Origin of the sequence: Mesorhizobium sp. B263B2A (genome assembly GCF_020165775.1) — a bacterium.
In the GTDB taxonomy this organism is placed as follows: Bacteria; Pseudomonadota; Alphaproteobacteria; order Rhizobiales; family Rhizobiaceae; genus Mesorhizobium; species Mesorhizobium opportunistum.
In genome coordinates this window covers 24,434-37,643 of sequence record NZ_JAIUIU010000013.1, presented here as the reverse complement: position 1 = coordinate 37,643, position 13,210 = coordinate 24,434, and the positions used below count along the sequence as shown (strand labels likewise).

The window sequence follows — 13,210 nt, the reverse complement described above, 5'->3', positions numbered from 1 at the left end:
TATCGGCGGCAACCGCCTGAACTGGACCGTACCATCTTGGCATGGCGGAATTCCGGCGCCGCGGCAAGGGCTTGCCGCAGCGCATTGGGAATCACGGCCCTACAAACCCCGTCGAAAAGCCGGCTTTGCGGTCACGACGGGCTGCGATCAAAAGGGATTCCACGTCGCCCGCTCGGTCAGTTTCAGATAGCCGAGATTGACGCCGAGCCGGGCGCCGACACCGGTTCGGATCGGCACCAAGAGCACATTGTTGTTCTTCAGCACATTGAAGCCGACACCCGCCACGACATAGGCCGACCCCGCCACGCCGCCGTAGCGGTTGTAGAGGTTGCCGACATCGTCGAGGTTGTAGACCAGCATCATCACCCGGGATCCCTCGCCGCCGAAATCCCAACCCAGCGACGGGCCCTGCCAGAACACTTTGTGGTCGCCGGCATTTTTGGTGTAGAGCGTGCCTTCGCCATAGGTCAGGCCGCCGATGAGCGCGCCCGAACCCTCCTCGCCAAGCAGGTAACCGTTCGGCAGGCCGTAGGAAGCGAAGATCTTCTCGATGACAGTGGCCAGCCCGCCCGATGTCGCGCCGAAGAACTTGTGACCGGAATCGACAATCTCCTGAGCGGTATATTCCTGGGCCCGCAGGGCTGAAGTCGAGAAGACGAGAGCACCCATGAGCGCGATCGCCATTGATATGACACGGACAAATGTCCGGTCTGGTATGACACGGAACAGGTTCCGGCCAGAGGTGACACGGAAAAAGGTCCGGTCATAGAATCGGGAAAACATGCTTCCAATCTCCGTCAGGGAGCACCTTCGCCGACGCCTCGCACCCCGTACGGCTCTTTAGGCGGCCGTTAAGGGTAACTGTTAGGGGCAAACTATGCCGTAATCCTTTTTCAACCATTAAGCTCGCACATGAACATGGCGGTTCGAAGGCTGTTTGGGGTCGCTCACATGGGCGGCGGCCTGCGTGAACGCGCCATTTGCCATGACCACAATTTTGGATTTGTTGCTGCACGCACGGGCGCTGTGTATTCAAAAGCTCGGGGAGCGAGCGTGATTCGTGTTGGCAGGCGGCGATCGATCGCTCGGCCGTGAGTTGTGAAATTTGCAGGGATTTTCGCCGATGGCCGATCTGTTCACCCTTTCCGCACCTGATCTGGCTGCACTTTTGTGCAGCCGCGTCTGTCATGACATCATCTCGCCGGTCGGCGCGATCAACAACGGGCTCGAGCTGCTCGACGAGGGCGGCGCCGACGAAGACGCCATGCGGCTCATCCGCCAGAGCGCCAGGAACGCCTCGGCCCGGTTGCAGTTCGCCCGCATCGCCTTTGGCGCGGCCGGCTCGGCGGGCATGATGATCGACACCGGAGACGCCGAAGCCGTCGCCATCGCTTTCCTCAAGAACGAAAAGCCGGAACTGGTCTGGAACGGAATCCGAGCGCTGCTGCCCAAGAACAAGGTCAAGCTGCTGCTCAACCTGCTCCTCGTTGCCAACGCCGCCATCCCGCGCGGCGGCAAGCTGGTCGTAACGCTGGAGAATCTCGAAACCGAGCCGCGCTTTTCACTCTCGGCAAGCGGGCCGATGCTGCGCGTACCGCCGAAATTTCTCGAACTGCATTCCGGCCACAAGCCGGAAGAGCCAATCGATGCGCATTCGGTCCAGCCTTATTACACGCTGCTTCTGGCCCGTGAGGCCGCCATGACGATATCGATCCACGCCACGGCGGAAGAAATCGTGCTTTCAGCGGCCTGAGTACCGGGTCGATCTGCACGGAGAACAAGTATTTTTAACAGCGTAATATTAGCGCGATCGCTGAGTTGGAAGCGTTGAGCTTTCTCCCAAACGACCACATCGAAGCATCTGCAAGGAAAGTCAGTCAAATGGCATCTTTGCAAAAATTTTACCCAATGCCTTTTCGGCTTCTTTACCAGATTGGCTTATGGTGCTCCTCGATGCCCCGACGCTACCGGATTGCCAAAAGGCAAAGAGGACTCGGAAATGAAACGCTGTATGTTCGTCGACGATTCGAGCGTCATCAGGAAGGTTGCAAAACGCATCCTGGGCGGTTCCGACATGATGATCATCGAAGCAGCGAGCGGACTTGACGCACTGGAGATGTGTGCCGCCGACATGCCTGACATCATCGTCGTCGACGGCGCCCTGCCGGACGTGCAGGCGGTTGACCTCATCCGCCGCGTACGCGCCATGGAAAGCCCGATCAGGCCGCAGATTCTGATCTCGCTGGTCGAGCTCGATATCGCGTCGATCATGCGGGCCAAGCGCGCCGGCGCCCAGGGCTATCTCCTGAAGCCCTTCAACCGCCCGCAGCTGCTCGAGCGCTTTCGCGCCTTGAAGATCGCCGCCTGATTCGGGGCCTGGAACCGTTCCGGGAAAAATCCGGAACGCTTTTCCGCAAGCATTCGCTCCGCTGGTATCCGCTCCGCAAGCATCCGCCCACATGAAGTATCCGCCCATCACGCAAAAAACCCGGCCTGGGCCGGGTTTTTGTCGATGGTGAGGTTCTGAAGGCGTTTGCCGCTCAGGCGCTGACGCGGATGTCTTCCGGTTCGCGCAGCACATAGCCGCGGCCCCAGACCGTCTCGATGTAATTCTGGCCACCGGACGCGGCGTCGAGCTTCTTGCGCAGCTTGCAGATGAAGACGTCGATGATCTTCAGCTCCGGCTCGTCCATGCCGCCATAGAGGTGGTTGAGGAACATTTCCTTGGTGAGCGTGGTGCCCTTGCGCAGCGAGAGCAGCTCCAGCATCTGATATTCCTTGCCGGTGAGGTGCACGCGCTGGCCGCCGACCTCAACGGTCTTGGCGTCGAGATTGACCACCAGGTCGCCAGTGGTGATGACCGACTGGGCGTGGCCCTTGGAACGCCGCACGATGGCATGGATGCGCGCCACCAGCTCGTCCTTGTGGAAAGGCTTGGTCATGTAGTCGTCGGCGCCGAAGCCGAGGCCGCGTACCTTGTCCTCGATGCCGGCCATGCCGGAGAGGATGAGGATGGGCGTCTTTACCTTGGAGAGGCGAAGCGTTCTCAAGACCTCGTAGCCGGACATGTCGGGCAGGTTGAGATCGAGAAGGATGATGTCGTAGTCGTAGAGTTTGCCGAGATCGACACCCTCTTCGCCGAGGTCCGTCGTATAGACGTTAAAACTTTCCGATTTCAGCATCAGTTCGATGCTTTGTGCGGTTGCACTGTCATCTTCTATCAGCAGAACACGCATTTCATTCCCCTTTTCTGCCGCCGGACCATTTCACGACCCGTCCTGCCCCGGAGCAGTGGTTGCCTTGTGCAGAGGCTGCCATTGAATGGTTAACAAAACCTAATTTCCCGTCCATGACGGTATCAGATTTTTTAACCCCTTTCTACACCCTCTTGAATCTAATGACGAATCACAGACCAAAATTCCTAATGCAACACATTAATAACCTGGACTAAGTGACTCCAGGGACTCATCGAGGCGGCTTCGCTTCGGCGGCCGGAATTTTTACCCGGCCTTAAGCCCTGACCCGTATGATTAACAATGCCCGTAAACGAATGGTTACCGTCGGCAAAAAACTTTAGGGTTTTGTTTCCCATAGTTCGGGGAATGCCGGTGGACACGGGCAGAGCTTGGGCCTTTCCAGGCGGTTTGGACGATATGTGCGAGTGTGCGTTTCCGGGAGTACCGAATCATGAAGTCACGTGAAAACCTCGTTCGGCTGAAACAGTTTCAGGTGACTGAGAAGCGGCGTCAGCTTCTGCAGCTCGACATGATGATCGCCGAGTTCGAACGCATGGCGGTCGAACTGGAACTTCAGATCACCGCCGAGGAAAAGAAAGCCGGCATCACCGACATCAACCATTTTGCCTATCCGACCTTCGCCAAGGCGGCGCGTTTGCGCCGCGACAACCTTAGAAATTCGCAAAGCGACCTCGCCCAGCAGCGAAGCGCTGCCGAATCATTACTCGGCGAAGCTGAAGCGGAGCTTTCCAAGGCTGAAATGCTGGAATCGCGCGACACGAAGATCCGCGAGACCGAAACCGGCGGCCGCAGCGCCATGATCGGCTGACATCCGCGTCCCGAGCGCGTCCGCCCGGCGCGCGCAACCTACCGGGCGACGGCCTCGAGAGGGTGAACCGGCTCTAGGCGGCCCAATCCCCTTCATTTGCGGCAATCGCCCTTGCGCGGGCATCCTTGATGTCCGGTGCATGCTGCTCGGCCCATGACCTGATCTGGGTGAGCAATCCCGCCAGGTTCTGGCCAAGCTCGGTCAGCTCATATTCGACGCGTGGCGGAATAACCGGATAGACCTCCCGCCGCACCAGGCCGTCGCGCTCCAGCACGCGCAATGTCTGCGTCAGCATCTTGGGCGTGATGCCTTCGAGCTTGCGGGCAAGCTCGCCATTGCGCTGCCGACCTTTGCGCAGCGCGCAAACCACCAGATAGACCCATTTGCTGGCCAGCATCTCGAGCACGGTGTGCGACGGACATGTCCGTCGGAACGCGTCATAGCCGAAGGAGCAACTATCTTCACTATCCATAGGGTATCTATATATCAAAAAGGTATATACTAGACAAGAGATCATTACTATCCAAATGATAGTGGCGCCAACCAAGCAGGAGACACCCCATGCGTGCCGTTATCCAGAACACCGTCGGCGGACCCGACGTCCTCGTCATTGCCAACCAGCCCGATCCCTCGCCCGAAGCCGGCGAGGTGCTGGTTCGAGTCAAGGCCGCCGGCATCAATCCCGTCGATGGCGCCGTACGCGCCGGCTATTATCCCTTGCTTGGCGAGCCGCCCTTCATCCTCGGCTGGGACATTTCGGGGACGGTCGAAGCGTTGGGCGCCGGCGTCACCGCCCTCAAGATCGGCGACGAGGTGTTCGGCATGCCGCGCTTCCCCAAGCAGGCGGCGGCCTACGCGGAACTGGTGACTGTCCCCGCGGATGAAATCGCACTCAAGCCTAAGAGAGCCGACCACATCCAGGCCGGCGCATTGCCATTGGCCGGCCTTACCGCCTGGCAAGGCCTTGTCCGCCATGGTGGACTGAAATCGGGCCAGCGCGTGCTGGTGCATGCGGGTGCCGGCGGTGTCGGCCATCTGGCGGTGCAGATCGCCAAGGCGCGCGGCGCTTACGTCATCGCCACCGCCAGCCCAAACAAGCTCGATTTCGTCCGCAAGCTCGGCGCCGACGAGGTCATCGACTACACCAAGCGCGATTTCACAAGCCAGATCAGCGACATCGATCTGGTGTTGGAGCCCGTGGGCGGCGATCATGCCGATCGCTCGCTGAAGGTCATCAAGCATGGCGGCGTGCTGGTGTCATTGCTTAATGTCAACGACGCCACGCGAGCCGATGCCGGCGCGCGCGACATCCGGGTCGAGCGCATGTCCGTCGTGCCCGATCGCGAAGGCCTGGTGGAACTTGGCCGCTTGATCGATGCGAACAAGCTCGCCGTCCATGTGGCGAAGAGCTTCCCGCTCGAAGAGGCCGGCGCTGCCCACGCCTTTCTCGCCACCAAGCCGATCGGCAAGGTGGCGCTGACGGTGTGACCGCCGGAAATTGCTCGAAAAACAAAAAGGGCGCGGAGTGCCGCGCCCTTTGATTGTTTTCGAACTGCTCTAATGCCGGTATTGCTGGATGCGCGTGGTGCGCAGTCCGGCGAGACCGTATTCGTCGATCGACGCCTGCCAGGACAGGAATTCCTCTGTGGTCAGCTTGTAGCGTTGGCAGGCCTCTTCGAGGCTCAAAAGTCCGCCACGCACCGCCGCGACCACTTCCGCCTTACGCCGAATGACCCAGCGACGCGTGTTCGTCGGCGGCAGATCGGCAATCGTAAGGGGGCTGCCGTCAGGCCCGATAACATACTTGACTCTAGGTCTAACCAGATCGGTCATCGTACTCTCTACAAAAAACTCAAAGACCCAATCCCCGCCACGTTACCGCCACAGCTTTAAAAATTGCCTAAGCAGACCCTAATGACTAGGTAAGGATCGTGAACGCCGCGTTAGTCTTTTCGCCGGCATTTGAAATATCTGGCTGGAAGCCTTGAATTGGCCGGGAAAATCCGTCCGGTCGCGGATCGGCCACAAGCCGTGAATTGGCCCGTGAATTGGCTTGCAAGCTGGCGTCGCCGGAAAGCTTGACCTATATTCTCGACATTGGCATTCAGGTGCCGCGCAGAATGAAAGCACCATGAACAGTCTCGATCTTCCCGGACGTCCCGAAAACACCCGCATCGTCGTCGCCATGTCGGGCGGCGTGGATTCGTCCGTGGTCGCCGGCCTGCTGAAGCGCGAGGGCTATGACGTCGTCGGCGTCACCTTGCAGCTCTATGATCATGGCGCGGCGACGCACCGGGCCGGTTCATGCTGCGCCGGACAGGACATCGACGATGCCCGCCGCGTCTCCGAGACGCTCGGCATTCCCCACTACGTGCTCGATTATGAGGAACGGTTCCGCAAGGCGGTCATCGACCCGTTCGCCGAGAGCTACGTCGCCGGCGAAACGCCCATCCCTTGCGTCTCCTGCAACCAGACAGTGAAGTTCGCCGATCTTCTGGCCACCGCCAAGGAGCTGGGCGCCGATGCGCTGGCCACCGGTCACTACATCCGCTCCGGCGCCAACGGCGCCCATCGCGCGCTCTACCGGCCGGTCGATGCCGACCGCGACCAGAGCTATTTCCTGTTCGCCACCACCCAGGCGCAGATCGACTATCTCAGATTTCCGCTCGGCGGCCTGTCGAAGCCGCAGGTTCGCGCCATTGCCGAGGAGATGGGGCTGACGGTCGCCGCCAAGCAGGACAGCCAGGACATCTGCTTCGTGCCGCAGGGAAAGTATTCCGACATCATCGCCAAGCTGAAGCCTTCAGCCGCCAATCCGGGCGACATCGTGCACATCGACGGCCGCGTGCTCGGCCGCCATGAAGGCATCCTGCGCTACACCATCGGCCAGCGCCGCGGCATCGGCATCGCGTCCGGCGAGCCGCTCTATGTCGTCCATCTCGACGCCGAACGGGCCCGCGTCGTGGTCGGTCCCCGCGAGGCGCTGGAGACGCACAAGATCTACCTGCGCAATATGAACTGGCTTGGCGACGGTCAGCTCACCGATATTCCCGCAGGCGGCATCGAGCTGTTCGCCAAGGTCCGCTCGACCAGGCCGCCGCGCCCGGCGGTGCTGCGTCACGAGGCCGGCGTGACTTCGGTCGAACTGGCCGATGGCGAGTCCGGCATCGCGCCCGGACAGGCCTGCGTGCTTTATTCCGACGACGGCAACGAGGCCCGCGTCTTCGGCGGCGGCTTCATCGAGCGCTCCGAGCGCGGCGCCGAGGCCGAGGCGATGCTCAGCCGGCTTGCCGCAAGGCCGGCGCAGATTCCGGCCGAGTAGGTCAAAACGCTTCTTTTCAAGACTTGGTGTGGGTGACCGTGCCCGCAGTCAGGATGCGCAGCACCCTGATCGCTTCCTCGCCGCTGGTGCGTGGCTCGGCCCGCGTCTCGATGCACTGGATGAAATGCTCCAGCTCGCGCGTCAGCGGCATGCCTTGCGCGACCGCGACATAGGACGGCTCGTTGGTGGTGAACGCCCATTGGCCGCTGTCCTGCCACACCGCGTGACGGTAGACGGCAAGCTTGCGCTCCCAGGGCTCGACATCGTCGAACACCGCCATCGCCTTGGTGCCGACCACCGTCAGCCGCCGCTCGCGATAGGGATTGAGCCGTGACGCGAAGAGGTGGCTGCGCAGGCCGTTGGGAAAGCGCATGTGCAGATGCGCGAAGTCGCTGAGATTGTCGAGCAGGGCCGCCCCCTCGCCGCGCACCTCGATCGGCTCGGTGCCGGTGATGGCCAGGATCATCGACAGATCGTGCGGCGCCAGGTCCCACAACGCATCGTTCTCGGTGTGGAACTTGCCGAGGCCGAGCCGATGCGAGTGGATATAGCGGACCTCGCCGAGTTCGCCTTTGTCGATCAGCCCCTTCAGCGTCTCGAAGGCGGGGTGGAAACGCAGCACATGTCCGACCATGAAGACGCGGCCATTGTCCTTGGCCGCCTGCACCGAGCGCTCGGCATCCGCGACCGTCAGCGCGATCGGCTTTTCCACCAGCACGTCCTTGCCGCTCTCGACGGCGCGCACGGAAAGATCGGCATGGAACTGCGGCGGCAAGGCCATGACGATGGCGTCGATGTCATCGCGGACGAACAGCTGGTCGGGCTCGATCGCCAGGCAATCCTGTTCGCTGGCAAAACCTTCGGCACGGGCACGGTTGGCGTCCGAGACCGCGTGCAGCGCGCCGAGCGCCTTGAGGGTGCGGATGTGGTTGCTGCCCCAGTATCCGCAACCGAGGACTGCAATGCGCGGCTTCATCTGTTTCAACTCTAAAAACTCGTGGCCGAGACATAGCGACGTGCCCCTTCGAACTCAACCCCGGCGGCTGCAACCAAATGTCGACGCGGCAAAGCTTTTTTCGGCAATGAGAATATGCGGCGATATGGAATGCTTCGAAGCTTGACAGGCTCGCCCTCCCAACCTTATATCCGCGCGACCTTGGCGAACGCCTCGAAATGCCTTTCGATTTAAGGCGGTTTTCGGGCCTTTCGCCGCCCTGGCGGGGTAGCTCAGTTGGTTAGAGCACGGGAATCATAATCCTGGGGTCGGGGGTTCAAGTCCCTCTCCCGCTACCAAAACTCCTTAAACCCTCAACGCCCGCGCAATCTGACCACAGGGCTTCATGAGATAGGGAAGCGTTGTGGGACTGGTGGTCGAGAGGACACCTCCACCGGCGTGCCAATAGGCAAGTCCGGCAAAGCAAGTCTGCACGACGGTCAGATCGGGACGCCAGCGGCCAGTCCTACCGCTTTTCACTTTGATCGGCCATGTCTTTGCCGCGTGCGATAAAGCGGCGCCAGCCGCCATAGGCCGAGATGTCGGTGGCCGCCGACAGGCCTGCTGTTTCGGCGAGGAATCCCTTCGCCAACGTTCCATCATCGAGCTCGATCGTGCCGATGCCGAGCGGCGGCGGGATGGCGGCGACGAAGCGGCCGAATGCAGCCGCATCAAGTCGCCAGACCTCGACGTCGATCCGCATGCCGCCATCGGCAACGCGGATCAGCCCGGGCTTCGGCACCAACTGGCCGGCCAGAGCATAGAGCTTGTAGGCGGCGGCGGTCCTGGTCGCGCGCCCGAACTGCGCGCCAAGCTGGTTGAGCTGGCCGTTGAGCGGCATGCCCGACAGATGCGCGCCGACCACCACTAGGTCGATCAGGCCGTCGCCAGGCGGCTGGGCGGCTGGCTGCAGGCCGGGCTGTGGCCAGTCTGTGGCGCCGAGCGGAAGGGCGCTCGCCGCATGCAGGTCGCGGGCGAGCATCGCCGTCAGCGCATCGCAGCCGGCCGGCGCCAGCAAGGTGACGCTCATCGGCAGGCCGTCGCCGAGCTTGCCGGTCGGCACGGCGATGCCGCACATATCGAGCAGGTTGACGAAATTGGTATAGGTGCCGAGGCGGCTGTTGGTCTCGACGGGATCGGCGAGCACGGTAGCAGTGGTATAGTGAGTTGGGGCGGTCGGCACGCAGAACAGGTCGACCGAGGCGATGACCGGGGCGAGCTTCGCCTTGTAGGCCTGCAACGCGTAGAGACCGCGGAAGGCGTCTGCCGCCGACAGGTTCCTGGCGCCGCCGATGATCTTGCGCGTCACCGGATGCAAGGCGGCTTCGTTGGCCTCTATGAAATCGCGGATCGCCGCATAGCGCTCGGCCACCCAGGCGCCCTCATAGAGCAGGTTGGCGGTGGCGTAGAAATCGCCGAAGGGGATTTCTACCAGCCGGCAGCCAAGCCGCGACAGCATGGCAAGCGAAGCTTCGAATCCAGCCTGCATGGCCGTATCGCCGAAGAATTCGAGGTCCGCTTTTACAGGCACGCCGACGGTCAGCACCGGCTGGCGCCTGGCGAGCGGCTGGACGGCGATGTCACGCGAATAAGGATCGGCAGCGTCGCGCGCGGCGGCAACGGAGAACACCCTATACGCATCATCGACGGTCAGCGCGAACACCGAGACGCAGTCGAGCGTGCGGCAGGCCGGCACGACGCCGGCGGCCGACAGCGCGCCGACGGTCGGCTTCAGCCCGACGATGTTGTTGAGGCCGGCCGGAATGCGGCCGGAGCCGGCGGTGTCGGTGCCAAGCGCGAAGGCGACGATGCCGCGCGCCGTCGCCACCGCCGACCCCGAGGAGGAGCCGCCTGGCACAAGCGCCTCGTCGATGGCGTTGCGCGGGATCGGCCAGGGCGTGCGCACGCCGACGAGGCCGGTGGCGAACTGGTCGAGATTGGTCTTGCCGACGACCAGCGCACCGGCCGCTTTCAGCCGCGCCACGACGGTGGCGTCTTTCTCGGGCCAATAGGTGTATTCGGCGCAGGCGGCCGTCGTGGGCATGCCGGCGACGTCGATGTTATCCTTGACGGCGAAGGGAATGCCCCAGAGCGGCTTTGTCGCCGGGTCGAACGGACCGAGTGCCGCAGCCTGGGCGAGGAGATCCGCCTTGGCGGCGAGATGGATGAAGATGCCGGGGTCATCGGCCGCTTCGCTGCGGGTGAAGATCGTCGCGATCACATCGCCGACGGCGAGGCCTCCCCGATAGGCTGCGTGCAGGCTCGCTATGTCGAAGTGGATATCGCTCATTTCGTCTCCCCCAGAATGATCACCGGCAGGTCCCACTGGATCAGCACCACGCAACCGTCCTTCGTCCACACCGAATGCTCGGTGCCGACCGGGTTCAGGATGACGCTGCCGGCGGGGTAGTCGCCGTTCTCGTCGCTCTGGGTGCCTTCCAGCACGACGATGGTTTCCAGCCCGACATGCCGGTGTCGCGGCACGCTGGCGCCGGACCGGTATTTCAGGATCGCGACCGACGGCTCGACCGGCCCGCCCTTCAGCAGCCAGTGCACGCTGATGCCGTCGCGGAAATGTTCGAACGCGAGATCGCGCCAGCCGCCGTCGAGCAGGCCGGCAAAGGCAAGATTAGGCATTGGCAATTCCCTCGAGCACCTGGTCGGTCGTTGCCGTCCAGCCGACGATGGCGCCCTGCGCCCGGATCATGGCCAGTGCCGCCGCCTTGAATTCGGGAAAGTAGCTTTCCGTCGCGTCCTCGGCGAGCAGACACTCATAGCCGCGGTCGTTGGCTTCGCGCATCGTCGTCTGCACGCAGACTTCGGTCGTCACACCGGCAAAGACGAGGTGCTGGGCGCCGAGCCGCTTGAGGTCGTCACCGAAGCTGGTCGCATAGAACGCGCCCTTGCCGGGCTTCTCGATCACGATCTCGCCGGGCAGCGGCGCAAGCGCGTCGAGGATCGCCGTACCCGGCTCGCCGGCGATCAGCACGCGGCCCATCGGGCCGGCATCGCCGATGCGGATCGTCGGATTGCCGCGGTTGCGCTTGGCCGGCGGCAGGTCTGAAAGGTCGGGCCTGTGGCACTCCATGGTGTGGATCACCGGCAGGCCGGCGGCGCGAAAGCCCTCGATCAGCCGCTTCACCGTCGGAACGATCGCCACGACCCGGCTGACGTCGTTGCCGAGGCTGGCGCCGAAGCCACCGGGCTCGGCAAAATCGCGCTGCATGTCGATGACGACCAGCGCCATGGTGCGCGGCTTGAAGGCAAATGGAAATGGCCGCGCTGCGATTTCAGCCATCAATGATGTCCCGCCATGTGCTCGCCGATCGTCTGCACGCTCGCCTGCGCGATTGATGTTTCGTAGACCAGCGCGCCGTCGGACATGACGAGGATGCGATCGGAGAGTTCGAGCAGTTCGTCGAGATCCTCCGACATCAAAAGCACGGCGGCACCGGCATTGCGCGCCTTCATGATGCGGGCGCGGATCTCAGCCACGGCCGAGAAGTCGAGACCGAAGCACGGGTTGGAGACGATTAGCAGATCGACCTCGCCGGTGAGCTCACGGGCGAGCACGGCGCGCTGCACATTGCCGCCCGACAGCGAGGCGATCGGCGAGGACAGCGATGCGGTCTTGACCTTGAACTGCTCGACCAGGCGGGCGCTGAATGTCCTGATGGCACCGGCACTGATCCAGCTCACCGGCTTGCCGTCGCCGTCGATATCGAAGGTGCGGAAGGAGATGTTCTCGGCCACGGTCATCTTCGGCGCGCAGGCGTTCTTCAGCGGCTCCTCCGGGATGAGGCGGACATTGAGCGCGCGCGCCTCGGCGCGCGTCGCCGCATAGGCGGTGCCGCGCACCATGACTTCGCCGGCATCGCGCGGGCGCTGCCCGGCCAGCACTTCGAGGAATTCCTTCTGGCCGTTGCCGGAAATGCCGGCGATGCCGACGATCTCGCCCGAGCGCACGCCGAGATCCTCGATGCGGATCGACTTCAGCCCGGTGCGGTCCGGCGCCTTCAATGCCCTGACTTTCAGCACGATCTCGGCGTTCGGCTTCGTCTCAGCACGGCTGTCGAGAGCGGCGATCGGCTGGTCGCCGATCATCATCGCCGCCATCTGCCTGTGGTCGAGGTCGGCGACGCGGCCGGTGCCGGTCAGCCTGCCCTTGCGCAGCACGCTGACGTCGTCGGCGAAGGCCGTCACCTCATGGAACTTGTGCGAGATCATCAGCACGGTGAGGTCGCCCGCTTTGGTCATGGCGCGCACCAGACCCAGCACTTCCTGCGCCTCGGCGGGCGTGAGTACGGAAGTCGGCTCGTCCAGCACCAGGAAGGAGCGGCCAAGATAGAGCTGCTTGACGATCTCCAGCTTCTGCTTCTCGCCGGCGGCAAGCTCGGCCACCTTCACGTCGAGCGGCAGTTTGAACGGCATCCGCTCCATGAACCGGGCAAGGCCGGCGCGCTCCTTGCGCCAGTCGATGACCCCCGGCACCTTTTCGCGCGAAATGACCAGGTTCTCGGCGCCGGTCAGCGACGGCACCAGCGTAAAATGTTGATAGACCATGCCGAGGCCGAGCGCGGAGGCATCCCTGGGGCTGGCGATCGCTACCTCGCGACCATCGACTAGTATGTCGCCTGATGTCGGATGGTAGAAACCCATCATGCATTTGACCAGCGTCGACTTGCCGGCGCCGTTCTCGCCGAGCAGCGCGTGGAAGGAGCCGGCGGGAACCTTGACCGAAACATTGTCGAGTGCGGTGAAGGCGCCGAAGCGCATGGTCATTCCGATGGTCTCGACCCCGACCGCCTTCCTGGTTCCGCTCATGGCAA

General features: G+C 62.8%; 14 protein-coding genes and 1 tRNA gene. 6 read left to right on the top strand and 9 right to left on the bottom strand.

Features of this window, described 5'->3' with window-relative positions:
• Nucleotides 1–147: 147 nt before the first annotated feature.
• On the bottom strand, nucleotides 148–684 hold the full coding sequence (locus LB568_RS20180; protein WP_083833235.1) for a DUF1134 domain-containing protein: 537 nt from the start codon (nucleotides 682–684) through the stop codon (nucleotides 148–150).
• Between the two features lie 439 nt (nucleotides 685–1,123).
• Between LB568_RS20180 and chpT the strand changes: the two genes are divergently transcribed.
• Both chpT and LB568_RS20170 read left to right on the top strand, forming a co-directional pair.
• Nucleotides 1,124–1,753, top strand: a complete 630-nt coding sequence (gene chpT, locus LB568_RS20175; protein ID WP_013893383.1) for a histidine phosphotransferase ChpT — start codon at nucleotides 1,124–1,126, stop codon at nucleotides 1,751–1,753.
• Between the two features lie 246 nt (nucleotides 1,754–1,999).
• Nucleotides 2,000–2,368: a response regulator gene (locus tag LB568_RS20170; RefSeq protein ID WP_013893382.1), complete on the top strand. Its 369-nt coding sequence runs from the start codon at nucleotides 2,000–2,002 to the stop codon at nucleotides 2,366–2,368.
• A gap of 172 nt (nucleotides 2,369–2,540) precedes the next feature.
• Here the strand turns inward: LB568_RS20170 and ctrA are convergent, their stop codons facing one another.
• Complete coding sequence (gene ctrA, locus LB568_RS20165; protein ID WP_006203583.1) at nucleotides 2,541–3,236, bottom strand: response regulator transcription factor CtrA; 696 nt, start codon at nucleotides 3,234–3,236, stop codon at nucleotides 2,541–2,543.
• Between the two features lie 451 nt (nucleotides 3,237–3,687).
• Here ctrA and LB568_RS20160 point away from each other — a divergent pair, with 451 nt between their 5' ends.
• Nucleotides 3,688–4,065, top strand: a complete 378-nt coding sequence (locus LB568_RS20160) for a flagellar export protein FliJ (protein ID WP_224731096.1) — start codon at nucleotides 3,688–3,690, stop codon at nucleotides 4,063–4,065.
• A 73-nt stretch (nucleotides 4,066–4,138) separates the two neighbouring features.
• Here LB568_RS20160 and LB568_RS20155 read toward each other — a convergent pair whose 3' ends face one another.
• Nucleotides 4,139–4,537 carry a winged helix-turn-helix transcriptional regulator gene (locus LB568_RS20155; protein ID WP_013893380.1) on the bottom strand — a complete coding sequence of 133 codons (399 nt, stop codon included), beginning with the start codon at nucleotides 4,535–4,537 and terminating at the stop codon, nucleotides 4,139–4,141.
• Between the two features lie 89 nt (nucleotides 4,538–4,626).
• On the opposite strand from LB568_RS20155, the gene LB568_RS20150 reads away from it, so the two are divergent.
• Complete coding sequence (locus LB568_RS20150; RefSeq protein ID WP_013893379.1) at nucleotides 4,627–5,553, top strand: NADP-dependent oxidoreductase; 927 nt, start codon at nucleotides 4,627–4,629, stop codon at nucleotides 5,551–5,553.
• A 69-nt stretch (nucleotides 5,554–5,622) separates the two neighbouring features.
• Here the strand turns inward: LB568_RS20150 and LB568_RS20145 are convergent, their stop codons facing one another.
• Entirely contained in the window at nucleotides 5,623–5,898 is a 276-nt protein-coding gene (locus LB568_RS20145; protein WP_006203587.1) for a DUF1153 domain-containing protein, read from the bottom strand.
• Between the two features lie 298 nt (nucleotides 5,899–6,196).
• Between LB568_RS20145 and mnmA the strand changes: the two genes are divergently transcribed.
• Nucleotides 6,197–7,387, top strand: a complete 1,191-nt coding sequence (gene mnmA, locus LB568_RS20140) for a tRNA 2-thiouridine(34) synthase MnmA (protein ID WP_224731095.1) — start codon at nucleotides 6,197–6,199, stop codon at nucleotides 7,385–7,387.
• A gap of 16 nt (nucleotides 7,388–7,403) precedes the next feature.
• On the opposite strand, the gene LB568_RS20135 is transcribed toward mnmA, so the two are convergent.
• Nucleotides 7,404–8,363, bottom strand: coding sequence for a Gfo/Idh/MocA family protein (locus tag LB568_RS20135; protein ID WP_224731094.1), 960 nt, complete (start codon nucleotides 8,361–8,363; stop codon nucleotides 7,404–7,406).
• A 240-nt stretch (nucleotides 8,364–8,603) separates the two neighbouring features.
• On the opposite strand from LB568_RS20135, the gene LB568_RS20130 reads away from it, so the two are divergent.
• A tRNA-Met gene (locus tag LB568_RS20130) sits at nucleotides 8,604–8,680 on the top strand.
• A gap of 167 nt (nucleotides 8,681–8,847) precedes the next feature.
• Here the strand turns inward: LB568_RS20130 and atzF are convergent.
• The 4 genes from atzF to LB568_RS20110 are packed head-to-tail and all read right to left on the bottom strand — an operon-like array spanning nucleotide 8,848 to nucleotide 13,205.
• Complete coding sequence (gene atzF / locus LB568_RS20125; protein ID WP_224731093.1) at nucleotides 8,848–10,671, bottom strand: allophanate hydrolase; 1,824 nt, start codon at nucleotides 10,669–10,671, stop codon at nucleotides 8,848–8,850.
• A complete protein-coding gene (locus LB568_RS20120) occupies nucleotides 10,668–11,018 on the bottom strand; it encodes a cupin domain-containing protein (RefSeq protein WP_013893347.1) in 351 nt (116 codons plus the stop codon). Before LB568_RS20120 ends, atzF begins: the two co-directional genes overlap by 4 nt.
• Nucleotides 11,011–11,679 carry a cysteine hydrolase family protein gene (locus LB568_RS20115; RefSeq protein WP_224731092.1) on the bottom strand — a complete coding sequence of 223 codons (669 nt, stop codon included), beginning with the start codon at nucleotides 11,677–11,679 and terminating at the stop codon, nucleotides 11,011–11,013. Before LB568_RS20115 ends, LB568_RS20120 begins: the two co-directional genes overlap by 8 nt.
• Nucleotides 11,679–13,205, bottom strand: a complete 1,527-nt coding sequence (locus tag LB568_RS20110; RefSeq protein ID WP_224731091.1) for an ABC transporter ATP-binding protein — start codon at nucleotides 13,203–13,205, stop codon at nucleotides 11,679–11,681. Before LB568_RS20110 ends, LB568_RS20115 begins: the two co-directional genes overlap by 1 nt.
• Nucleotides 13,206–13,210: the final 5 nt, after the last annotated feature.

What these genes read in the sequence shown, in the direction of transcription:
- LB568_RS20115 (WP_224731092.1), bottom strand. Translation starts at nt 11,679, where the DNA reads ATGGCTGAAATCGCAGCGCGGCCATTTCCATTTGCCTTCAAGCCGCGC.
- atzF (WP_224731093.1), bottom strand. Translation starts at nt 10,671, where the DNA reads ATGAGCGATATCCACTTCGACATAGCGAGCCTGCACGCAGCCTATCGG.
- LB568_RS20110 (WP_224731091.1), bottom strand. Translation starts at nt 13,205, where the DNA reads ATGAGCGGAACCAGGAAGGCGGTCGGGGTCGAGACCATCGGAATGACC.
- LB568_RS20180 (WP_083833235.1), bottom strand. Translation starts at nt 684, where the DNA reads ATGGCGATCGCGCTCATGGGTGCTCTCGTCTTCTCGACTTCAGCCCTG.
- mnmA (WP_224731095.1), top strand. Translation starts at nt 6,197, where the DNA reads ATGAACAGTCTCGATCTTCCCGGACGTCCCGAAAACACCCGCATCGTC.
- chpT (WP_013893383.1), top strand. Translation starts at nt 1,124, where the DNA reads ATGGCCGATCTGTTCACCCTTTCCGCACCTGATCTGGCTGCACTTTTG.
- LB568_RS20150 (WP_013893379.1), top strand. Translation starts at nt 4,627, where the DNA reads ATGCGTGCCGTTATCCAGAACACCGTCGGCGGACCCGACGTCCTCGTC.
- LB568_RS20160 (WP_224731096.1), top strand. Translation starts at nt 3,688, where the DNA reads ATGAAGTCACGTGAAAACCTCGTTCGGCTGAAACAGTTTCAGGTGACT.
- LB568_RS20145 (WP_006203587.1), bottom strand. Translation starts at nt 5,898, where the DNA reads ATGACCGATCTGGTTAGACCTAGAGTCAAGTATGTTATCGGGCCTGAC.
- LB568_RS20155 (WP_013893380.1), bottom strand. Translation starts at nt 4,537, where the DNA reads ATGGATAGTGAAGATAGTTGCTCCTTCGGCTATGACGCGTTCCGACGG.
- LB568_RS20170 (WP_013893382.1), top strand. Translation starts at nt 2,000, where the DNA reads ATGAAACGCTGTATGTTCGTCGACGATTCGAGCGTCATCAGGAAGGTT.
- LB568_RS20120 (WP_013893347.1), bottom strand. Translation starts at nt 11,018, where the DNA reads ATGCCTAATCTTGCCTTTGCCGGCCTGCTCGACGGCGGCTGGCGCGAT.
- ctrA (WP_006203583.1), bottom strand. Translation starts at nt 3,236, where the DNA reads ATGCGTGTTCTGCTGATAGAAGATGACAGTGCAACCGCACAAAGCATC.
- LB568_RS20135 (WP_224731094.1), bottom strand. Translation starts at nt 8,363, where the DNA reads ATGAAGCCGCGCATTGCAGTCCTCGGTTGCGGATACTGGGGCAGCAAC.